25 protein-coding genes are annotated in these 20,243 nt (G+C 69.4%); 14 read left to right on the top strand and 11 right to left on the bottom strand.

What is annotated here, in order from left to right:
• Window positions 1-2: 2 nt before the first annotated feature.
• Window positions 3-305: a DUF6968 family protein gene (locus tag DFR72_RS03855; RefSeq protein WP_090064007.1), complete on the top strand. Its 303-nt coding sequence runs from the start codon at window positions 3-5 to the stop codon at window positions 303-305.
• Here the strand turns inward: DFR72_RS03855 and sph are convergent.
• The 3 genes from sph to DFR72_RS46700 form a co-directional block, all read right to left on the bottom strand.
• The gene (gene sph, locus DFR72_RS03850) at window positions 298-1,224 is read right to left on the bottom strand and encodes a sphingomyelin phosphodiesterase (protein ID WP_090064008.1); all 927 of its coding nucleotides are present in this window, start codon (window positions 1,222-1,224) and stop codon (window positions 298-300) included. The genes DFR72_RS03855 and sph overlap by 8 nt on opposite strands.
• An 87-nt stretch (window positions 1,225-1,311) precedes the next feature.
• A complete protein-coding gene (locus DFR72_RS03845) occupies window positions 1,312-2,001 on the bottom strand; it encodes a FadR/GntR family transcriptional regulator (protein WP_090064009.1) in 690 nt (229 codons plus the stop codon).
• An 88-nt stretch (window positions 2,002-2,089) separates the two neighbouring features.
• The gene (locus DFR72_RS46700) at window positions 2,090-2,275 is read right to left on the bottom strand and encodes a hypothetical protein (RefSeq protein WP_090064010.1); all 186 of its coding nucleotides are present in this window, start codon (window positions 2,273-2,275) and stop codon (window positions 2,090-2,092) included.
• Window positions 2,276-2,307: 32 nt separating this feature from the next.
• Here DFR72_RS46700 and DFR72_RS46695 point away from each other — a divergent pair, with 32 nt between their 5' ends.
• Window positions 2,308-2,481, top strand: a complete 174-nt coding sequence (locus tag DFR72_RS46695; protein WP_245982492.1) for a hypothetical protein — start codon at window positions 2,308-2,310, stop codon at window positions 2,479-2,481.
• Here the strand turns inward: DFR72_RS46695 and DFR72_RS03835 are convergent.
• On the bottom strand, window positions 2,467-3,057 hold the full coding sequence (locus DFR72_RS03835) for a bifunctional 4-hydroxy-2-oxoglutarate aldolase/2-dehydro-3-deoxy-phosphogluconate aldolase (RefSeq protein WP_090064012.1): 591 nt from the start codon (window positions 3,055-3,057) through the stop codon (window positions 2,467-2,469). The two genes, DFR72_RS46695 and DFR72_RS03835, sit on opposite strands and share 15 nt — an antisense overlap.
• Window positions 3,058-3,131: 74 nt before the next feature.
• Here DFR72_RS03835 and DFR72_RS03830 point away from each other — a divergent pair, with 74 nt between their 5' ends.
• Both DFR72_RS03830 and dgoD read left to right on the top strand, forming a co-directional pair.
• Window positions 3,132-3,812, top strand: coding sequence for an SDR family NAD(P)-dependent oxidoreductase (locus tag DFR72_RS03830; protein ID WP_090064013.1), 681 nt, complete (start codon window positions 3,132-3,134; stop codon window positions 3,810-3,812).
• Complete coding sequence (gene dgoD / locus DFR72_RS03825) at window positions 3,809-4,951, top strand: galactonate dehydratase (protein ID WP_090064014.1); 1,143 nt, start codon at window positions 3,809-3,811, stop codon at window positions 4,949-4,951. The genes DFR72_RS03830 and dgoD overlap by 4 nt, the downstream gene beginning before the upstream one ends.
• A gap of 2 nt (window positions 4,952-4,953) precedes the next feature.
• On the opposite strand, the gene DFR72_RS44845 is transcribed toward dgoD, so the two are convergent.
• Window positions 4,954-5,751, bottom strand: coding sequence for a DUF4365 domain-containing protein (locus tag DFR72_RS44845; RefSeq protein WP_170176111.1), 798 nt, complete (start codon window positions 5,749-5,751; stop codon window positions 4,954-4,956).
• Between the two features lie 205 nt (window positions 5,752-5,956).
• Here DFR72_RS44845 and DFR72_RS03815 point away from each other — a divergent pair, with 205 nt between their 5' ends.
• From DFR72_RS03815 to DFR72_RS03805, 3 genes are all read left to right on the top strand, one after another.
• Window positions 5,957-7,024, top strand: coding sequence for an FAD-dependent oxidoreductase (locus tag DFR72_RS03815; protein WP_090064015.1), 1,068 nt, complete (start codon window positions 5,957-5,959; stop codon window positions 7,022-7,024).
• Between the two features lie 46 nt (window positions 7,025-7,070).
• Window positions 7,071-7,640: an XRE family transcriptional regulator gene (locus DFR72_RS03810; RefSeq protein WP_170176110.1), complete on the top strand. Its 570-nt coding sequence runs from the start codon at window positions 7,071-7,073 to the stop codon at window positions 7,638-7,640.
• Window positions 7,641-7,730: 90 nt separating this feature from the next.
• Complete coding sequence (locus DFR72_RS03805; RefSeq protein WP_090064017.1) at window positions 7,731-8,474, top strand: class I SAM-dependent methyltransferase; 744 nt, start codon at window positions 7,731-7,733, stop codon at window positions 8,472-8,474.
• A gap of 1 nt (window position 8,475) precedes the next feature.
• Here the strand turns inward: DFR72_RS03805 and DFR72_RS03800 are convergent, their stop codons facing one another.
• Window positions 8,476-9,543, bottom strand: coding sequence for an ROK family transcriptional regulator (locus tag DFR72_RS03800; protein WP_245982491.1), 1,068 nt, complete (start codon window positions 9,541-9,543; stop codon window positions 8,476-8,478).
• An 87-nt stretch (window positions 9,544-9,630) separates the two neighbouring features.
• Between DFR72_RS03800 and DFR72_RS03795 the strand changes: the two genes are divergently transcribed.
• The 4 genes from DFR72_RS03795 (at window position 9,631) to DFR72_RS03780 (ending at window position 13,498) form a co-directional block, all read left to right on the top strand.
• On the top strand, window positions 9,631-10,806 hold the full coding sequence (locus DFR72_RS03795) for a YbiU family protein (protein ID WP_245982489.1): 1,176 nt from the start codon (window positions 9,631-9,633) through the stop codon (window positions 10,804-10,806).
• A 62-nt stretch (window positions 10,807-10,868) separates the two neighbouring features.
• A complete protein-coding gene (locus tag DFR72_RS03790) occupies window positions 10,869-11,717 on the top strand; it encodes a helix-turn-helix domain-containing protein (RefSeq protein ID WP_090064019.1) in 849 nt (282 codons plus the stop codon).
• Window positions 11,632-11,865, top strand: coding sequence for a DUF397 domain-containing protein (locus DFR72_RS03785; RefSeq protein WP_342768630.1), 234 nt, complete (start codon window positions 11,632-11,634; stop codon window positions 11,863-11,865). The genes DFR72_RS03790 and DFR72_RS03785 overlap by 86 nt, the downstream gene beginning before the upstream one ends.
• A gap of 58 nt (window positions 11,866-11,923) precedes the next feature.
• Window positions 11,924-13,498 (top strand): hypothetical protein, encoded by a 1,575-nt coding sequence (locus DFR72_RS03780; protein ID WP_090064021.1) that lies wholly within the window; start codon window positions 11,924-11,926, stop codon window positions 13,496-13,498.
• Here the strand turns inward: DFR72_RS03780 and DFR72_RS03775 are convergent.
• Window positions 13,495-14,055 (bottom strand): TetR/AcrR family transcriptional regulator, encoded by a 561-nt coding sequence (locus DFR72_RS03775; RefSeq protein WP_090064022.1) that lies wholly within the window; start codon window positions 14,053-14,055, stop codon window positions 13,495-13,497. The two genes, DFR72_RS03780 and DFR72_RS03775, sit on opposite strands and share 4 nt — an antisense overlap.
• 85 nt (window positions 14,056-14,140) lie before the next feature.
• Here DFR72_RS03775 and DFR72_RS03770 point away from each other — a divergent pair, with 85 nt between their 5' ends.
• Window positions 14,141-14,602: a cupin domain-containing protein gene (locus tag DFR72_RS03770; RefSeq protein ID WP_090064023.1), complete on the top strand. Its 462-nt coding sequence runs from the start codon at window positions 14,141-14,143 to the stop codon at window positions 14,600-14,602.
• Here DFR72_RS03770 and DFR72_RS03765 read toward each other — a convergent pair.
• The 4 genes from DFR72_RS03765 to DFR72_RS03750 are packed head-to-tail and all read right to left on the bottom strand — an operon-like array spanning window position 14,566 to window position 17,906.
• Window positions 14,566-15,603, bottom strand: coding sequence for a gamma-glutamylcyclotransferase (locus DFR72_RS03765; RefSeq protein WP_090064024.1), 1,038 nt, complete (start codon window positions 15,601-15,603; stop codon window positions 14,566-14,568). The genes DFR72_RS03770 and DFR72_RS03765 overlap by 37 nt on opposite strands.
• An 11-nt stretch (window positions 15,604-15,614) precedes the next feature.
• Window positions 15,615-17,198, bottom strand: a complete 1,584-nt coding sequence (locus DFR72_RS03760; RefSeq protein WP_090064025.1) for a Na+/H+ antiporter — start codon at window positions 17,196-17,198, stop codon at window positions 15,615-15,617.
• Between the two features lie 19 nt (window positions 17,199-17,217).
• On the bottom strand, window positions 17,218-17,529 hold the full coding sequence (gene trxA, locus DFR72_RS03755; protein ID WP_090064026.1) for a thioredoxin: 312 nt from the start codon (window positions 17,527-17,529) through the stop codon (window positions 17,218-17,220).
• Window positions 17,517-17,906 (bottom strand): MerR family transcriptional regulator, encoded by a 390-nt coding sequence (locus DFR72_RS03750; RefSeq protein WP_090064027.1) that lies wholly within the window; start codon window positions 17,904-17,906, stop codon window positions 17,517-17,519. The genes trxA and DFR72_RS03750 overlap by 13 nt, the downstream gene beginning before the upstream one ends.
• Window positions 17,907-18,050: 144 nt before the next feature.
• Here DFR72_RS03750 and DFR72_RS03745 point away from each other — a divergent pair, with 144 nt between their 5' ends.
• Window positions 18,051-18,902, top strand: a complete 852-nt coding sequence (locus DFR72_RS03745; protein ID WP_090064028.1) for an LLM class flavin-dependent oxidoreductase — start codon at window positions 18,051-18,053, stop codon at window positions 18,900-18,902.
• A gap of 12 nt (window positions 18,903-18,914) precedes the next feature.
• A complete protein-coding gene (locus DFR72_RS03740; RefSeq protein ID WP_090064029.1) occupies window positions 18,915-20,186 on the top strand; it encodes an NtaA/DmoA family FMN-dependent monooxygenase in 1,272 nt (423 codons plus the stop codon).
• The last annotated feature ends 57 nt before the right edge of the window (window positions 20,187-20,243 follow it).

Genomic DNA, 20,243 nt, shown 5'->3' with positions numbered 1-20,243 from the left:
CCATGGACCTGGGCACAGTCATCGCCGAACGGCAGATCGAGGGCAGGGCACCGGACGGATCACCCTTCGAGGTGGTGATCAGGTTCGGTACACCGCGCCCGGACCCGTTGAGCGACAACGGCGACTGGGAATGTCCACATCAGATCGGCGACGACGAGGTCGCTGCCGCGTACGGCATCGACTCGCTGCAAGCCCTGCTGCTCAGCGTCTACGCCGTGCGGATCAAGCTGGCCGAGTCGGGCGCCACCCTGGACTGGCTGGGGATGCCCGAGCTCGGCCTGACGGTCGCGCCCGCGCTCAGCTAGCGAAGACCGGGTAGTGGTCGGAAAGGTCGTTGAAGGTGTACTTGCGCCCCCACGACCAGATCGACCACTCAGGACTCTTCACCCGCCGGGTCTCGTTGCGCAGCACCGGACCCTGGATCGTCAGAACGTAGTCGAGGTGCTCGGAGGCGTACTCCGGCCCGTACTGGTCACGGCAGACGCTGTTGTCCGCGCAGTCCCACGAGAACGGGTGCCCGCCGATCTCGGGCGTCCGAGCACCCAGCTCGGCGACCGCCTGCGGGAACTCGGCGCTCGCCTTGACCACGTTCAGGTCGCCCGCCACGTACACGGGCTCGGCCGCGGGGATGTTCCGCGCCGTCAGGAACGCCGTGATCTCGGCCCGCTGCTTCGCCCGGTACCCGCCGGGCGCGCTGGTGCAGGCCGAGTCCTCGGCCTGCATGTGCGTCCCGACGACGTGCAGCGGCCCGGTGGGCGCCTCGATCCGCACGTACGCGAACCCCTTGTTGGAGAACCAGTCCGCGCCGCAGCCGTCCCGGTAGACGTGCTGGACCCGCGTGGTGATCGGCCACCGGCTCAGCACCGCGACACCGCCGTCCTCCGGCGTCGAGTCGCTGTACCTGCCGCTCGTGACGTCCCACCCGGTCTTGCTGCGGCCCAGCACCGGCGTCTGGTGCGGGTAGGTGTCGCGCAGGTTCGCCAGCAACCGGTCCGAGGCGGCGTTGTCGAAGGCCTCGTTGAGCACGACGACGTCCTGGCCGTTCAGCACACCGGTGCTGTCGATCAGGTCGGCGCGGGCGACCTGTCCCCAGTTCGGGTAGAGGTTCCGCGACAGCATGAAGACGTTGTAGGTGGCGATCTTCGGGGCAGCGGGGGCCGCGACCGCCGGGGTGGCGACCGAGAGCGTCAGCACGACGGCAGCGGCGAGCGTGATCAGGCGCATGAGGCCCGATGGTGACGGATGTGAAACTCTTTCACAACCGTCGGAGGGTGACCCGAAGGTGTCGTATCGATCAAGAGCCGATGCGCCTCAGTGGAGGCGGTCGAGGTCCGCGCCCGACTTGTCGACCAGCGCCCGCATCGCCTCGTAGGCGGCCTCGGGGTCGCGGGCCGAGATCGCGTCCAGCACCGCGCGGTGGGAGGGGACCGGGTCGTCGTCCACCGATCCGTGCACCAGCTTGTCCCGCTCCGCCAGCCCGATCGCGATGATCCGCTCGACCTGGGTCAGGAACGCGTTGTGCGTGGCGGCCATCAGCAGCCGGTGGAACTCCAGGTCCGCCCGGACGGTCGCGGCGAGGTCGCGTGCGGAGGCCATCCGGTCCAGGGCTCCGCCGAGTGCCTCGATGTCGGCGTCGGAGGCGCGTTCGGCGGCCAGGCGGGCGGCGGCGGGTTCGACGATCACGCGCATCTCGGTGAGTTCGTCGAACAGGCCGTGGTCGGTGTTGGTGGTCTGCGTCTGCCAGCGCATCACGTCGGTGTCGAGCAGGTTCCACGACGAGCGCGGCTGGACGAACGTGCCGCGCTTCTGCCTGGCGTCGATCATGCCCTTGGCGGAGAGGACTTTCAGGGCCTCGCGCAGCGCGGTCAGCGACACGTCGAGTTCCTCGCGCAGCGCCGGGAGGTCGAGGGTGTCGCCCTCGCCGATCTCGCCGGCGAGGATGCGGCACGCCAGCGCCTCGACGGTCTGGCCGTGCACGCCGCGAAGCCGCTTCTCGTTCATGAGGTCAGATCATACGGGACATCATAAATTATGAATTATTCTTGACATGATCATGACCTGCGCGCACTCTCTCCGCCGTGGACAGGCGTCACTTCCTCCGCGTCACCGCTGCCGCCGGAGCCGGGTTGCTGGTCAGCGGCACGGCATCCTGCGCCACCTCGGCGTCCACCGGCCCGGTCACCCAGACCGCCGGCACGGCCACGATCCAGTCGAACCTCTCGGCGCCTGCGGCCAAGGCGGCGATCGACGCACTGGTGAAGGCGTTCAACGACATCGTTGAACGACCCGGACGGTCTGTTGCGAACGATGCGCACTCCCACCGGGGTCTGCAGCGGGGAACAGCGCTACTCACCCGGTGCGGGATGGCGGGACAGCTACTTGCAGGAGGACTGGGGCAGGGGTCGGTGCGACGGTGAGTTCGTGCCGATCTCCCCGTCCGACGCCACCCGGATCATCGAACGCTGGTCAGCGCCGCAGTAGCGCCTTGATCTCGTCGATCGGCGTGCGGGTGAGGGCCGACCCGACTCCGCACGCCACCGCGCCGGCCTCCAGCCACGCCGGGACGTCTGCGGGCGCGACGCCACCGGTGGGCACGAGCGGCGCGTAGGGCAGCACGGCGAGCACGTCCCTGACCCACTGGGGCGTGGGCGCCGGGAACACCTTCACCGCGTCCGCTCCGGCCTCCAGCGCCTGCGCGACCTCGGAGACCGACCCGGCGCCCGGCAGAACGGCAGCGCCGTACCGGTGCCCGGCCTGGATCACCGACGCGTTCAGGTTGGGCGCCACCAGGAACTGCGCCCCGGCGCGCACGGCGGCGACGGCGGAGGCCTCGTCCAGCACGGAACCGGCGCCGATCACCGCCGACGGGTGGTCCGCGCGGAGCTGCCGGATCGCTTCCAGCGCACCGGGATTCGTCAACGGCAGCTCGAGGGACGTGATCCCCGCGTCCAGCAACGGAACAGCGGCCCGAACGGCGGAGGAGGCATCGGCGGTGCGGACGATCGCGATGATGCCCTGCCGCACGACTGTCTGGGTGATCTCGTAGCGGTAGCTCACGTCCGCCAGCTTACGGCATATAAATTACGAATTATTGTTGACGCCTGTGTCACGCGCGAGGAAGGCTCACGACCATGAAGTGCGCGGTGGTGTCGGGTGCGGCAGCGGGAATCGGTGCCGCCACGGCGCGGCACCTGACGAACGACGGCTACCGGGTCGTCGGGATCGACCTGCACGGTGACGTGGCCGTGCGGGGAGACGTCAGCGACCCGGCGACCTGGCAACGGGCGGTCGAGCTGAGCGACGGCGGCGTGGACGCGTTGGTGTGCAACGCCTACACCGTCACCGTCAAACCCGTGGACGCGACGACCCCCGCAGAATGGGAACGCCAGCTCGCGGTCAACCTTGGCGGCGCGTTCCACGGAGTGCAGGCCTTCCTGCCGTCACTGCGGCAGCGTCGCGGTTCGGTCGTGCTCGTGTCATCGGTGCACGCGCACTCCGGCATCCCCGGGCACGGCGCATACGCGGCCACGAAGGGCGGGCTGGTCGCACTGACCCGGCAGCTCGCCGTCGAGTACGCGCCGGACGTCCGTTTCAACGCCGTGCTGCCCGGTCCCGTGCTGACCGCGGCGTGGGACCGGGTGTCCGCCGAGGACCGGGAACGCAGTGCCCGATCCACCCCGGCCGGACGTCTCGGCGACCCGGCCGAGGTGGCGTCGGTGATCGGTTTCCTCCTGTCTCCGGCTGCGTCCTTCGTGACGGGCGCGGAGCTTCTGGTCGACGGCGGCTGGTCCGCGGCGAAGGACTCCTCATGAAGGTGACGGCGGTCGAGACGTTCCTGGTCGAACCCCGCTGGCTGTTCCTCAAGGTGAGCACCGACGAGGGGGTGACCGGCTGGGGCGAGCCGGTCGTGGAGGGCAGGGCCGAGACGGTCCGCGCCGCCGTCCACGAACTGTCCGAGCTGGTCGTCGGCCAGGACCCGCTGCGCGTCGAGGACCTGTGGCAGGTCCTGCGCCGCGGCGGTTTCTACCGCGGCGGCCCCGTGCTGTCGTCGGCCCTTTCCGGCTACGACCACGCTTTCTGGGACATCGCGGGCAAAGCACGCGGCCTGCCGGTCCACGAACTGCTCGGTGGCCCGGTCCGCGACCGGGTGCGCGCGTACTCGTGGGTGGGCGGCGACCGGCCGGACGGCGTGCACGAGGCGGTAGCGCGGCAGGTCGCGGCGGGGTTCAGCGCCGTGAAGATGAACGCCACGGCGGAGATGCGCCCGATCGCCTCGCCCGCCGACACCGAGGCTGTGCTCGCCAGGGCGCGCGAGGCCCGTGAAGCCCTTGGCCCGCAAAGAGACCTCGCGATCGACTTCCACGGTCGCGTGTCGCCCGCCATGGCACGCCGGCTGGTGCGGATGCTCGAGGAGGTGCAGCCGATGTTCGTCGAGGAACCGGTGCTGCCCGAGCTTCCCGCCGAGGTGCTGGCGTCGGTCGTGCGGGCCTCGACGGTGCCGATCGCGACGGGGGAGCGGCTGTTCTCGCGCTGGGAGTTCAAGCCCGTGCTCGACGCCGGGGTGGCGGTCGTGCAACCCGACCCCTCACACGCGGGCGGTATCTCGGAGCTGCGCCGGATCGGGGCGCTGGCCGAGGTGTACGGGGCGTCGATCGCGCCGCACTGCCCACTCGGGCCGATCTCGCTCGCGGCGTCGTTGCAGGTCGCGTTCACCACGCCGAACTTCCTGATCCAGGAGCAGAGCGCGGGCATGCACTACAACGGCTCCGATCCGTCGTACCTGGTGGACATGGCGCCGGTGCGAGTCGTGGACGGCTGGATCGCCCGTCCTGCCGGTCCCGGCCTGGGGGTCGAGGTCGACGAGGCAGCGGTGCGCAGGGCGGCCGAGATCGGGCACGCGTGGCGGTCGCCGATCTGGCGGCACGACGACGGCTCGTTCGCCGAGTGGTGAAGTCAGTCCCAGAGCGCGGTGACCTCGTTGAAATGACGGCGGATCGCCTTGGGTGACGGTCCTTCGGCGAATGCCGCACCGGCCAGCTCCGCGTAGGCGGGATTGGCGTGCAGTTTGGGAGCCAGCACAACCCGCCACGTTTCGGGGTCGACTGCCATGAGACCGGCGTCGAACAGGCGGTGGATGTCGGCGCGCAGCAGTGCGCTGTTGTTCAACTCGTGCTCCGCTGATCCTTCGAGCCTCACGATGTGCGCGGCTTCCAGCAGTTCTGCCGGCGAGATGCCGGTCACCGCGCACCTCGTGCCGTAGCGCTTGAACAGTTTCTGCCTCAGGTCGGAACCGCGGTGCCGGAGCCTGATCAGACGTCTGTCGGCCCCCTTGCTGCCGTTGGCTATGGCGGCCAACGGTTCCTTCGCCGTTTCGTCGAGCAGGTTGGCCTGCGGCACCAGCAGCTTCCAGCCGCCTTTCGAGGTCCGGACCAACGTCTCCTGGCTGATCAGCTGCCAATAGCAGACGTCGGAGTCGGGGTGGTGCATGACCATCACGACCGGAAGGGAGTAGTCGGTCCAATATCGGACGTGTGCGGCTGAGGCGTAGTACCACCAGCCCTCGGGTGCCGGGCGGCTGAAATAACTGTGCCCACCCTTGATCTGGAGAGCGAGCAGCTTGCCGGACGCGTCGCCGACCTCGACCTGGGCATCCACGCCGTAGTCGTTGTCGCCGTCGATCTTGGTGAAGGACCAGCGAAGGTTTCTCACCACCACGCGGTGCACCTCGATGACGGCCGTCTTGGCTGTCACGTCGCTCGCTTTGCGCCTTGACCGGATGTCGTCATCGGGTGGTCCCTGCTCCATTTCAAGATCGTAGCGGCGAGGTCTGACAGTCTCCGGCGCCGCGGACAGGGGCTGCCAGCCGCTGCCAGTGAGGTGTGCGGAGGGTGCCAGCGGGCCGGGCGAACCTGGTCGTGCCGTCAGGGAGGCGGCACGACCTCCAGGGGAGCACCACATGCACGTCACGATCATCGGTGCCGGACTCGGCGGCCTCACGCTCGCCCGCGTGCTGCACGTCAGCGGCATCCCGTCCACCGTCTACGAGGCCGAGGAGTCGCCGTCGGCCCGGACGCAGGGCGGCATGCTCGACATCCACGACTACAACGGACAGATCGCCGTCGAGGCCGCGGGCTTGGTGGACGAGTTCCAGCGCCTGGTGCTGCCCGGCCGCCAGGCCATGCGGGTGCTGGACTCCGGCGGCTCCGTGCTGTTCGAGAAGGGTGACGACGGCACGGGCGGCCGTCCCGAGGTGCAGCGCGCCGACCTGCGGCAGATGCTGCTCGACTCGCTGCCTGCGGGCACCGTCCGCTGGGGGTGCAAGGTGACCGGCGTCGAGGGCAGGACCGTGACGTTCGCCGGCGGCAGCACTGTCGACGCTGACGTGCTGGTCGGTGCTGACGGCGCGTGGTCGCGGGTGCGGGCGTTGGTCACCGACGCGAAGCCCGAGTACACCGGCATGTCGTTCGTCGAGACCTACCTCTACGACGCCGACACCCGCCACCCCGACGTCGCGCAGGCCGTCGGTGGCGGCTCGATGTTCGCCCCCGGTCAGGGCAAGGGGATCTTCGCGCACCGGGAGAGCGGCGGCACGCTGCACGCCTACGTGGAGTTCAGCCGCCCGCTGGAGTGGTTCGACGACCTCGGCCGGATCGTGGGGGAGTTCGAGGGCTGGGCGCCGGAGATCACGAAGCTGATCACCGAGTCCGACACGGAGCCGGTGTTCCGCCCGCACTACGCCTTGCCGTCCGGGCACCGCTGGGAACGGGTGCCGCGCGTGACCCTGCTCGGCGACGCCGCGCACCTCATGCCGCCCAACGGCGAGGGCGCCAACCTGGCCATGCTGGACGCCGCCGAGCTCGGGCAGGCGCTGGCCACCAAGGACGTGGAGACCGCGCTCGCCGAGTACGAGGAGGCGATGTTCGTGCGTGCCGCCCACACCGCGGAGGACTCCGAGGAGATGGTCCAGAGCCTGTTCGGCGACGAGCCGCCGCAGAAGCTGCTCGACCTGCTCGTCGAAGCCTGAGGACATCGCTGGGCGGCGCTTGCCGCAGATGCATACAGTCGTGCGCATGACGCAAGAAGACGGCGATCTGGACGGCCTCGTCCGCAAACGAATCCGCGCCCTGCGGGTCGCGCAGGGCTGGTCCCTGGACGAGCTCGCCGGCCGCGCCAAGCTCAGCCCGTCGTCCCTCAGCCGCATCGAGAACGGCCAGCGCCGCCTCGCCCTGGACCAGCTGGTGACGCTGGCCAGGGCGCTCGACACGTCGCTGGACCAGCTGGTCGAGACCGACACCGACGACGTGATCGTCAGTCCGATGCTCGACGGCGCGTCCGGCAACATGCGCTGGCCGATCAAGGCTGAGCCGGGCATGACCGTGATGCGCCAGCGGATGACCACTCCGCCGCCCGACAACCCCGCTTCCCTGCGTGCGCACTCCGGCCGCGAATGGCTGGTGGTGTTGTCGGGCACGGCGGTGCTGTTGCTGGGCAACCGAAGGCTCCGGGTGGAGACGAACCAGGCCGCCGAGTTCCCGACGATGCTGCCGCACGCGATCGGCACGGCGGGCGGTCCGTGCGAGATCCTCGGCATCTTCGACCGGGAGGCTCGGCGCGGTCACAACGCCGACAAGAAGGCGTGATCTTGCGCGGTCGGCACCGGTTGGGCCGACCTTCTTGCGTCTTGCGCAAGCCGCTGTGCATCTAGCGCACGGCCGACCTACTTTGAGCACATGAGCGAACACGGACATGGCCACGGGCACGGGCATGGGCACGGACACGGCCACAGTGACGATCAGGCCGAGGTCCTGGACCTCGACGCCGAACTCCTCGCCGGTCACACCGCCGACATCATCGACTGGCTGCCCACCTCGGCCCCCCGCCACGTCGTGGACCTGGGCAGCGGCACCGGCGCGGGAACGTTCGCCCTGCTCGCGCGTTACCCCGAAGCCCACATCACCGCCGTCGACTCCTCGGTGGACCACCTCCAACGGCTGCGCGAGAAGGCCGGCGAACGAGGCTTGGCCGACCGGATCCACACCGTCCTGGCCGACCTGGAGTCCGACTGGCCGGACCTGGGCACCCCGGACCTGATCTGGGCCTCGGCCTCCCTGCACCACATGACGAACCCCGGCCGCACCCTGCGTCAGCTCCACGACACCCTCGCCCCGGGCGGGCTGCTCGCCGTCGTCGAACTGGCCGGCATGCCGCAGTTCTTCCCCGAACAGGCTCCGGACGGCCCCGACGAACGCCTGCCCCACCGAGGCGCGGACTGGGGCCCGATGCTGACCGGAGCCGGGTTCACCGTCGAGGGCGAACGCACGGTCACCGTCCACGTCGAACGGTCCGAGGCGGTGGAACGTTATGCCCACATCGTTCTGCGCAGGCAGTTCGGTCCCGAGGCCGCAGACAAGGCGGTGCGCCGCGAAGACCTCTCCCTGCGCACCGAACGCACGGTGTGGGCGGCGAGGAAATGAACTAACGCGACGCCGTGACGAGTGCTGTCCGCAACAGGTCGAGGGCAGACGCCCGTGCCCCGGTCAGCGACGGGGACGCCACGGACGCCGCGACCACGTCGACCTGACGCGGCAACCGTGAGCACTCGGCCCTGATCGCGTCGAGCAGCGAGGGGCCCCACGACCCGCCGATCACGACGACCTCGGGATCGGCCAGAGTCACCAGCGCCATGACGACGCCGCCGATCGCCCGTGCCAGCACGACGGGATCCGCCGTCCGCAGCCGTGCCACGTCGATCGCCGTAGATCCGTTCTGGCGCAACCCGAGCTCGCCGAACACCTCGATGAACGGCGTCGCACCGGACGGCCCTGCCGTGATCAGGTGCGAGATCTCACCGGCCAGCCCCGAGTGCCCGCGCCGCACCTCGCCGTCGGAGACGACCGCACATCCCAAGCCCTCGCCCAGGAACAGATAGGCGAAGTCCGCGATGCCCAGGGCGGCGTGTTCGGCTTGCGCCGCCCAGTTCACGTCGTTGTCCACCACGACCCGTCCGCGCAGCAGCGGCCCCAGCATCGCGACCGGATCCAGTTCTCCCACCAGGAACGGCGAGTCGGGGAGGTGGACGAGCCTGCCGGTGCGGCGGTCCACCGGGTCGGCCGCGCTCACCGTGCAGAGCCGGACGTGGTGCGCCGCAACGGCTTCCGCGGCGACGGCGGGCAGTACGGCCGCCACCTCCGCCGGTGAGGCGATCGGGCGGTGTGTGCGACCGGCGACATCTCCGTACGCGTCAATGCATTCCGCTGTCACGCCGTCCGGCGCGATCGTCATGACCAGCGCGACGCCGACGTCCTCGGCGAGGCTGTAGAACGAGCCGACGCGGCCCTTGCCGCGGCCGCCGGGGGTGCGCTCGCCGGTGTCGGCCACCAGGCCGCTCTCGACCAGGCGGCGCACGCTCTCGCTCACCGTCGGCTTCGACAGGCCCGTCTCGATCGCGAGCTCGGCCCGCGTCAGCTTGCGCGCGGCCATCAGCGTGCGCAGCACGTGCTCGTCCGAGATCGAGCGCAGCAACTCCTGGGACGGCTTGGTCACCCGGCGGATTCTAGTTAGGGGTCTTGCCCACAACGGCTCGACACACCTACAGTCCCAAGTTAGGAGGCCTTACTGGAAGGAGTTGCCGTGCTGCCGCATTGGGACACGACCCCCGCTGACCTGCCGAAAGCCGTCCGCGAGGTGAAGAAGGCGATCCGCGCGAACATCGAGGCGTCCGGGCGGACCGTCGAGGAGGTGTTCGCCGTCGTCGAGCAGCAGATCCGGCGCGAGGTCGACGACGTCAAGGCCGGTCAGGCCTGGCCCGTGATCGACTACGCCGACATCGAGGCCGGCACGGCGGACACCGAGCTCCTGAAACGCCGAGGCTGCCTGGTGGTGCGCAACCACTTCGAGCGCGAACAGGCCCTGGCCTGGGACAAGTCCATTGTGGACTACGTGGAGGGCAACGACTTCTTCGCGCACTACCGCGGCCCCGGCGACGACTTCTTCGGCAGCGTCGGCTCGAAACCCGAGATCTACCCGATCTACTGGTCACCCGCGCAGACCGAGGCCAGGCGGCACCAGCGCATGGCCACCGTCCAGCGCTTCCTCAACGGCCTGTGGCACCACGAAGGCTGGTTCGACCCGGCCGCGGACGTCGGCTACCCGGACCGCATCCGCCGCCGCCCACCCGGTGCGAGTTCGAACGGCCTGGGCACCCACCTGGATCCCGGCACGCTCGACCTGTGGATGACGCGGGAGTACCAGCAGGCGTTCCGGCACCTCTTCAACGGCACACCGGAGCAGTACGACCCGTGGGACGCCGCCCACCGCACCACCGGCCCGCAGTACCCGGGAACCACGATGTGCTCGGTGTTCCGCACCTTCCAGGGCTGGACCGCGCTCTCGGACATGGCCCACGACCAGGGCGTCCTGCACACCGTCCCGATCCCCGGCGCCATGGCGTACCTGATGCTGCGCCCGCTGCTCGACGACGTCCCGGACGACGACATGTGCGGCGTCACCGTCAACCAGGTCTTCCCGGTCAACCCGAAGTACCACGAGCTCCTGATCGAGGCCCTCAGCGGCATCCCGGACGTCCAGGCAGGCGACTCGGTCTGGTGGCACTGCGACATGATCCACAGCGTCGCGCCGGTCGAGGACCAGCAGGGCTGGGGCAACGTCATGTACATCCCGGCCGCGCCCTCGTGCCCGCGCAACGACCGCTATGCCGAGGAGATCCAGCGCGCGCACGCGACCGGGTCCAGCCCGAGCGACTTCCCCGAGGAGCACTACGAGCGGACCTGGCCCAACCGGTCGTAGCCAGTCCGTTTTCACCCGAACGAGCCCCTTGTTGCTCTTCGAGCAAGCCCTACGGTCGAGGAATGGCCACCAGCACTCCCTCCACCGCATACAGCCGGGATCTGGGCGACGAGCTGCGCAAAGTACGCGAGACGTCGTCCGCACTCACGGGCGCCGCACTGGCCGTCCGCCTGGGCTGGGATCCCAGCAAGGTCTCCACGCTGGAGAACGGCAAGTACCGCCCCAGCGAGATCGACCTCGTGCAGTACCTGTCGATGCTGGGCAAGGACATCGACTTCTTCGAGGACTTCAAACGCCGCTTCCGCTACGCGTTCGAGGAGTACATCGTCCAGGTGTCGGACAACCTCCGCACACTGGCGATGGCCGAGTCGACCGCCATCATGATCACCAGCTACGACCCGCAAGCGGTGCCGGGCCTGTCGCAGACACCGGAGTACGCCGACAGCCTGTACCGGATGGGCGGGTACATCGTGGAGGAGCGGATTCCCACGGTGGTCAAGTTCCGGATGGACCGGCAGGTGATCCTGAACCGGCACGATCGGCCGACCTGCTTGTTCTACATCCACGAGCATGCGTTGCAAACACAGGTCGGCGACGCACAGATCATGGAAGACCAGTACGCCAAGCTGCTGTTCGGCGCGCCCACGATCCGAATCGTCCCCGCGACCGCGAAACTCGTGGCCACCAGCTGCGTGCTGTGGGAGTACGACAAGGCGATGCCCGTGGCGTTCACCTCGACCGACCTGGCGAAGGTGTTCGTGCAGGATCCGGGCGCCATCGCGAGGACTCGACTGCTGTTCGACCGCTTGGCCGAGGTGGCCCTGGATGAGGAACAATCGCGGAAGGTGCTGGCGGACTACGTCGGCCGACCGCGAGAGGAACTCAATGAGCGAGGCCCGCGCTTGGCGTAAGAGCAGCTACAGCGGCGCGACCGAGGACGACAACTGCGTCGAGGTTTCCTTGTCCTCAGACGCGCTCGTCCGTGACTCGAAGAACCCGTCCGCAGGCGCCCTGACCTTCAGTTCTGCCGCCTGGAAAAATTTCCTCGAATCTCGTTGAACCGCCTCCCGTCTCCCTACGTGTTCCCGCCGTACAACGGGAACGAGGGGGATGGGCCATGGCTGACGAGAAGACGGTGTTGATCGGCCGCTGCGGCCCGACGGTCATGCTGCCGAAGCAGGGCAGCAAGATCGTTCCGCTGCGCAGGTCCACGCCACTGCGGGTGGACGTGGCGGGTGGCGGTCCGGTCGGCCTCGCCTTCGCGTGCTCGATCAAGTCGTTGCTGGGGGAGCAGGTCTCGGTCCGCGTGCACGACCGCCGCTGGATGCGTCAGGGCAACCGGGTGGTGTGGAAGGGCCTGGCCGAGGGCAACAACCGCCGCGAGCAGGTCGTGACGCTGCAGAGCAACGTCTGGGCGGCGCTGCCGGCCGCGGTGCAGGAGCGGCTCTTCACGCCCGGCAAGTTCTCCGAGATGTGGCCGCTCGGGCCCGACTCCCCGGCGTCCAAGGGCCGTCCGCGCAACATCAAGATCCGCTGGATCGAGGACTGCCTGCTCGACATGGCGCAGGACGTCTACGGCATCGAGGTCGTTCCCGGCGCCTACACGCCTCCCACCAGCTTCGACGGCCTGCACGTGCTCGCGATCGCCGACGGCGCCCGTTCCGCGACCCGTGAGGCGTTCAAGGACCAGTTCGGCACGCCGAGCCGGGAACTGTTCTCCGTGGACGGTTCGCCGCTCGACGAGCGCGTGCTCGGCATCCGGGTCACCGCCAAGTCGCCCGACGAGCACACCGTCCCGTTGACCGTGGCGCAGAACAGGTTCCTCTTCAACTCGCTCGGCGGCGGCTTCATCAACATGCGCCTGACCGCCGAGGAGGCCTCCGAGATCGTCGCTCTGGGGGAGAGCGGCCCGATCTCGTGCATCGGCAAGTTCGGCTGCACCATGCGTCCCGCCTCGAACGGCCGGTTCGTCTGCGACCGGCATCGCGCCGTCTTCAAGCCGTCGGTCGACAAGCTCTCCTACCTGTGGCCCCGGATCCTCGACGGCCTGCGGTTCTTCGGCGTCGGCGTGGCGGACGTCGTCGGCATCAACTCGTTCACGCTCGGCATGCAGCAGATGTCGAAGTTCACCGCGCAGCTCGCGCCGTCGACGTTCGGCTTCCTGCTCGGCGACGCCGCGAACTCGCTGCACTTCTGGCCAGGCCGCGGCCTCAACACGGGCCTCAAGAGCGCCCTGTCGCTCGCCGTGAACCTGCAGAAGCGCTGGCGCGGCAAGGCTTTCCGCGCCGCCGACTTCGCCCAGCACGAGGGCATCATGCAGCAGCTCCAGTACCGCGAGAAGTCGCGCGCCTGGACCACCATGCTCATGCCCGACTCCGAAGGCACCCCGCGCGGCATCGAGGACCGCATCCGCGAGGGCCTCCAGGGCCCGTACGACCGCGCGGCGCTCGTGCAGACGCTGTTCGAGCGCGTCATCGGCATCAAGAAGCGCATGGGCGACCGCATGGGCCCGCTGGCCACCGACGAGTGGTACTACGGCCGCGTCAACGCCCTGGACACCCGCACGCTGAAGGTCATGGTGGAGTCCGGCGCCTGGATCACCCGCGAGATCGGTGGCGAGGAGGTCGAGGTCCCGTCGGCCGAGACCAAGGTCGCCGAGCCCGTCCGCCGGGGTCTGTCCCTCGTCGGCTAACCGACGGTCATGCGCAGGGAGCGCACCGCGTCGGACAGGAGATCGCGCAAGGTCCGGGTCTCGCCCGGTCGCGTCCACTGCCGGAACGCCGCCTGCTGCGCGAGCATGGCGGCACCGGCGGCGAGGAACGCCGTTTCGGGATCACCGCACCGCGCGTGCAGCGCGTCGGCGATCGCCTCGGTGAGGGCGGCGTTCTTGCCGAGCTCGCGTTCCAGCAACTCCGGGTTGGCGGCGATCACGGCGTAGCGGCGCGCCACCACGGCGCGTTGGTTCTCGAACATCCTGTCGGCAACGACTTCCAGCGCGCGCACGACAGCGTCGAGCGGCGAGGCCTCGTCACCGGCCGCGATCTCGCGGACGATCTCCTCCTGGAGCACCGAACTCAGCCTGAACAGCACCTCGCGCTTGTCGGCGAAGTGGTTGAAGAACGTCCGCTGGGTGAGCTCCGCCCGCGCGACGATCTCGGCGACGGTGGTGCGCTCGAACCCCTGCTGGTCGAAGAGTTCCAACGCGGCGGTCTGCAGGCGCTCGGCTGCGTCCGGTTTCCATCGCGGCATGCCCTGAGCCTAGCGACTGCACATTGTGCAGTCACTGGTGCTACGGTGATTGCACAAGCTGCAATCACATCAGGGAGGCTTCCTCATGGCCGAGGTGTCGATCGTCCGTCCCGGCGAGGGCGAGCTCATCGCCAGCGGTCCGTCACAGATCCGGATCCTCGAAGACGGCAGCAACACCGCTCATCGCCTGGGGATCGGCGAAGTCGTCATCCCCCCGCACACCCCAGGCCCTCCGCAACACCGTCATGCACAGCACGACGAGGGCTTCTACGTGCTCAAGGGCACCGTGCGGTTCACCATCGGGCAGGACGACCACGACGTCGAAGCCGGTTCGTGGGTCACGGTCCCGCCGGGCGCACCGCACACGTTCGCCAACCCGGGCGACGAGCGGGCGGTCATGCTGACCACGTTCACGCCCGACCACTACGTGCAGTACTTCCGCGACCTCAAGGCCATGGTCGAGTCGGGGCAGCCCCTGACGCGCGAGACCATGGTGCCGATCTGGCAGAACTACGCCACCGAACCGTCCACCGAGTTCGCACCGTGACCGCCGGCCAGGTACACCCAGGCCTCGGCTTCTGAACCGAGCCGCACGAGTGCCCGGCGGTAGTCGTCCACCTCGTAGACGTCCGCCGCCGCGAGCTCCGTGGTCGTCAGTTCCAGCATGGTCCCCGAGGTCGCGTCGGCGGGGTCGCCGGTGCGCCGCACGATCGGGTGCCGGTCCGTCCCGCTGACCGCGATGACGGCGGGGTCGGTGATCGTCACCCAGTCCTGCCGGTAGCCGGGCAGCACGTCCTCCTTGCCGGCCAGCGTCCGCCCGAAGTGCTCGACCTGCACCGGCGGGGTCTGCAGCGTCCCGTAGGAGAAGAGGTTCACGACGGCGTCCGCTGCACCGCCGATCCGGTGCAGCACCGGGTGCGTGACGTCCGCGTTCCCGACCACGACCGAAGCCCGTTCCGCCGGTCCGACCTCGTCCAGGTACCGGCGGCTCGCGGCGTGGTACCGCTGTTCGAAGGCCCGCTGCGCCTCCGGCAGCCCGCCCAGCAACTCGGTGTCACGCCGGGTGCCGCGCTCGAAGGCCACCTCGAACGGCGTGTCCACGAAGACGACCTCGTCCCACTCCAGCTCTCGCTGCAGGAAGCTCCCGTCCACCACCAGGACGAGGTCGTCCGGCGCGGTGATCGGGGGCTCGTCCAGGGGAGTGTCCGAGCGCAGGTCGATGATCCGCTCGCGGTACCGGTGATCGCCGCCGGGCCCGAGCGGTTCCAGCACGAGCCGTGAGAACGAGCGGAAGTCGTAGGCGTCCAGGTAGTAGCCGTCCGCCGAGTCACGGCCTTGCCGGTGTCGCACGGCTCGCAGGTTGTGGAACCCGTCCATCGACAGGTGCGCGGCGGACCGGCCCCGTGCGGCGACGGCCGCGGTCAGCTCGCGGGCCAGCGTCGTCTTGCCCGACGCGGTGATCCCGTCCACCGCCACTCGCAGCGGGCGCCCGAGGCCGACGAGGTGGTCGGCGATCCTGCCCAGCACGCGCTCCCGCGGAGTGATCATGAAGCCGAATTTTAGTCGTCCTCGACCTCGCGCCTGGACAGCCGCACTTCCTCCACGTCCAGCTTGCGCTGGATCGTGCGCAACACGATGTCGTCGATCGCGGCCTCGTCGCGCAACCGCACGACCGTCGCCCGCTTGTGCGCGATCAGCTCCAGCCGCAGGGCCGCGTACTGGACCTCCGACTGCGCCACCTCCTCGTCACCGGCCTCCTTGGCGCGCACGACCTCCAGGTGGTGTTCGTACTCGGCGAGCACCCGCTTGTAGACGACGTCAGACACCCCGACCTCGTCCGCCAACCGAGGCAGCGCCTCGTAGGCCTCCTCGGACGCCGTCGACTGGGCCAGCCGCAGCTCCTCGTCCAGCGCCGTGTCCTCGGGCAGCTGCGAGAACCGGATGATCGACGGCAACAGCACCGCCTGCACGATCAACGTCAGCACCACGACGCCGGACGTGGTGAGGATGATCTCGTCGCGGAACGGGAAGGGCCCACCGCCCACCACGGTCTCGGGCACGGCCAGCGCGGCGGCCAGTGACACCGCGCCGCGGAACCCGGCGGCCGACGACACCAGTCGCTGGCGGGCGCCGACGCGCCGCAGCCGTTGCTGCGGACGGCGGTCGAGAGCGCGGATCACGTAAGGAGTCGTGTAACTCCACAGCAGGCGCGTGCCCGTCACCGTCAACGCCACCAGGCCGATGGCGCCGAACGTCGCGAGGGTCTCCGAGCCGTCCAGCGACCGGATCGCGCTGTGGGCCTGGAGTCCGATCAGGACGAACAGGGAACCGTTCAGGACGAACGTGGCGATGCCCCAGAACGCCGAGCTGACCTGGCGGGTGTCGGCGCGCACGACGCGAGGCCCGACCCGCGCCAGCGTCAACCCGCACGTCACCACGGCGATCACGCCGGAGCCGTGCACCGTCTCGGCCAGCAGGAACGCCGCGAACGGGGTCAGGATGCTGACCACGCTCTCGTGCAACGGGCTGTCGAGCCGTTTGCGCACCTGCACCGCGAGCCACGCGACGACCAACCCGGCCACCGCGCCGCCCGCGTACGACAGCAGCAGCTGCAGCCCGACCCGTCCGGTGCTGAACTCCTGTTCGCCGATGGTGATGGAGACGGCGATCGCGTAGATCACGAGCGCCGTGCCGTCGTTGATCAACGACTCGGCGCGCAGGATCGTCGACGTCCGGCGGGGCATGCCGCGGGCGATCGCGGCGACGGCCGTCGCGTCGGTGGGGGCGAGAGCCGCGCCGAGCACCCACACCGGGCCCCAGTCGAGGCCCAGCGCGTGGGCGACGGACGCGACGGCGGCGGCCGTCGCGAGCACGAGCAGCGTGCTGAGCAGCACGATCGGGCGCAGGTTGCTGCGGATCTCCCGCAACGACGTGTTGAGGCTCTCCCAGTACAGCAACGCCGGCAGGAAGATCAGCAGCATCGCCTCCGGAGGCAGGCTGACCTCTTCCAGGGCGGGCACGAAGCCGAGCACTCCGCCGCACACCACCAGCAGCACCGGGGCGGCGACGCGCAACCGGCCGGACACCATGCTGCTCGCGAGGATGCACACACCCAGCACCACTACGAGTTCGAGACCGAGCATGCGCTAGAAGATAGGCCGATCAGGTGCTCAGCGCGTCATCCAGTTCGGCCAGCAGGCGGGACTTGGGTCGCGCTCCCACGATCTGGCGGATCGGGACGCCGTCGCGGAACAGCAGCATCGTCGGCAGCGACATGACCTGGTGGTCGCGGGCGGTGGCGGTGTTCTCGTCGGCGTTGATCTTGACGACGGTCAGGTCGTCGCGCTCGCGGTCGATCTCCTCGAGCACGGGGGTGAGCATGTGGCACGGCCCGCACCACTGCGCCCAGAACTCCACGAGGACGGTGCCCGTCCGGGTCTGGTCCGAGAACGTGGCGTCGGTCAGCTGCTGCACTGGAACTCCTTGGGTTCGGGCACGAGGCACGGGTCCTGGAAGGCGAGTCTGGCCAGCAGGAACTCCCGGACGGTGTTCAGCCGGTCCAGGCAGGCGTCCACCTCGGCGAGCTTGCGCCGGTAGACCTCCCGCGAGTCGGGGCAGGAGTCGCCCGACTCGTGCCCGGCGCGCAGGCACGCGACGAACGGCCGGGTGTCCTCCAGCGACAACCCGACCGCCTGCAGTGACTGGATCTCGCGAACCAGCCGCAGGTGGTGCTCGTCGTACTCGCGGTAGCCGTTGGACGTCCGTCCCGCTTCGAGGAGCCTCTCGGACTCGTAGAAGCGCAGCGCACGGGTCGTGGTGCCGGCTCGCTTGGCCAGTTCGCCGATCCTCATGACCGAACGCTAAACCTTGACGCTCACGTCAACGCAAGTCCGCGAGAATATTCCCGATCGCGCGCGGAATCCCACCCAGTGGCCGCCCCGGCACGAGCCCCTCCTCCGCCCACAGAATGCGGGTAAACGACGAGAGGGGGACCGGTGGGCACACGACTGCACCTGGCCGCCGCGCTCCACGCGACCGGCGAAGAAGCTTTCACCGCAAGGCATTGGGCCGAACTCGTGCGCGAGGCCGAGGAGGCCAAGCTCGACTTCGTCACGTTCGGCGACTCGCTCGGCGGTGAGCCGGGGCTGGACGCGGTGCTCACGGCCGCGCGCATCGCCCCGCTGAGCACCCGCATCGGGCTCGTCCCGGCGGCGGTGGTGACGCACACCGAGCCGTTCCACGTGTCGAAGGCGATCGCGACGCTCGACTACGTGAGCAAGGGACGGGCGGGCGTTCAGCTGATCGTCGCGCCCGATCCCGCCGATGCCAGGCATTTCGGGCGCCGTTCGGTCGGCGGCGAGGCCGAGCTGTGGGAGGAGGCCGCGGACTACGCGGAGGTGCTGCGCCGGTTGTGGGACAGCTGGGAGGACGACGCGGAGATCCGCGACGTGGCCACCGGCCGGTTCGTCGACCGCGAAAAACTGCACTACATCGACTTCGAGGGCCGGTGGTTCAAGGTGCGTGGGCCGTCGATCACACCGCGGCCGCCGCAGGGTCATCCGCTGATCGCGGCCTCGGAGCCGTTGGGGGACATCGTGTTCGCGGACGAAGCCTCGGCGTCGGACAGGCTCGTGTTCCGAGATGTCGACGCGTCGACTCCGGTCGATCACCTGATCGCCTGGCACGACGAGGGTTTCGCCGGTTTCCGGCTGCACGGCGACCTTCGCCGGATCACCCGTGAGCTCGTGCCGGAACTGCGGCGACGGGGACTGTTCCGCACCGAGTACGAGCACACGACGTTGCGCGGCCACCTCGGTCTCGCCCGGCCCGCCAACCAGTTCGTCTAGGAGGAGAGCGAGATGACCAAGCAGATCCACCTGGCCGCGCACTTCCCCGGCGTGAACAACACGACCGTCTGGAGCGATCCGCAGGCGGGCAGCCACATCGAGTTCGAGTCGTTCGTCCACTTGGCACGAACGGCCGAACGGGCGAAGTTCGACTTCTTCTTCCTGGCAGAAGGGCTGCGGCTGCGCGAGCAGGGCGGCGAGATCTACGACCTGGACGTCGTCGGCCGCCCGGACACGTTCACCGTGCTCGCCGCGCTGGCCGCCGTCACCGACCGGCTCGGCCTCGCGGGCACGATCAACTCGACCTTCAACGAACCCTACGAGGTGGCCCGGCAGTTCGCCTCGCTCGACCACCTGTCGGACGGGCGCGCCGCCTGGAACGTCGTGACCTCGTGGGACGCGTTCACCGGCGAGAACTTCCGGCGCGGCGGGTTCCTCGCTCAGGAAGACCGCTACACGCGCGCGGAGTCGTTCCTGCGCACCGCGTGGAAGCTGTTCGACACCGGCGTCGGGCCGTTCGAGCACGCCGACCAGCACTTCGACATCAGCGGCACGTTCGGCGTTCCGCGCTCGCCCCAGGGCCGTCCGGTGATCCTGCAGGCCGGGGACTCCGAGGAGGGCCGCGAGTTCGCCGCCGCCACCGCCGACGCGATCTTCTCGCGCCACGGGACCCTGGAGGCGGGCCAGGAGTTCTACCGCGACGTGAAGGGCCGGCTGGCCAAGTACGGCCGCACGCACGACCAGCTGGTGGTGCTGCCCGCGGCCACGTTCATCCTCGGCGACACGGACGCCGACGCACAGGAGAAGGCCGCTGTCGTGCGACGGCAGCAGGTCAGCGGCGCGACGGCCATCCGGTTCCTGGAGCAGGTGTGGAACCGGGACCTGAGCGGCTACGACCCGGACGGGCCGCTGCCCGACGTCGAGCCGCTGACCGGTGAGAACACCATCGCGAAGGGCCGCGCGAGCGTGCGGATTTTCAAGGACCCCACGCAGACCGTGCGGGAGTGGCGGGAGAAGGCCGCGGCCAAGAACCTGTCCATCCGCGACCTCGTGATCGACGTGAGCGCCCGGCAGACGTTCATCGGGTCGGCGGACAGCGTCGCCACGCAGATCGACGACCTGGTCCAGCAGGACGCCGCGGACGGTTTCATCCTCGTGCCGCACGTGACGCCGGGCGGGCTCGACGAGTTCGCGGACACCGTCGTGCCGTTGCTGCAGGAGCGCGGCGTTTTCCGGTCCGACTACTCAGGTCCGACGCTGAGGGATCATCTCGGTGTCCGATAGTTGTTCAGCACGTGGACGTCCTTGCCCGGTTGGTCCACCGGTACCTAACGTGGGTGT

Origin of the sequence: Lentzea flaviverrucosa, from assembly GCF_003350445.1 — a bacterium.
In the GTDB taxonomy this organism is placed as follows: Bacteria; Actinomycetota; Actinomycetes; order Mycobacteriales; family Pseudonocardiaceae; genus Lentzea; species Lentzea californiensis.
This window is presented reverse-complemented; position numbering and strand designations above follow the sequence as displayed.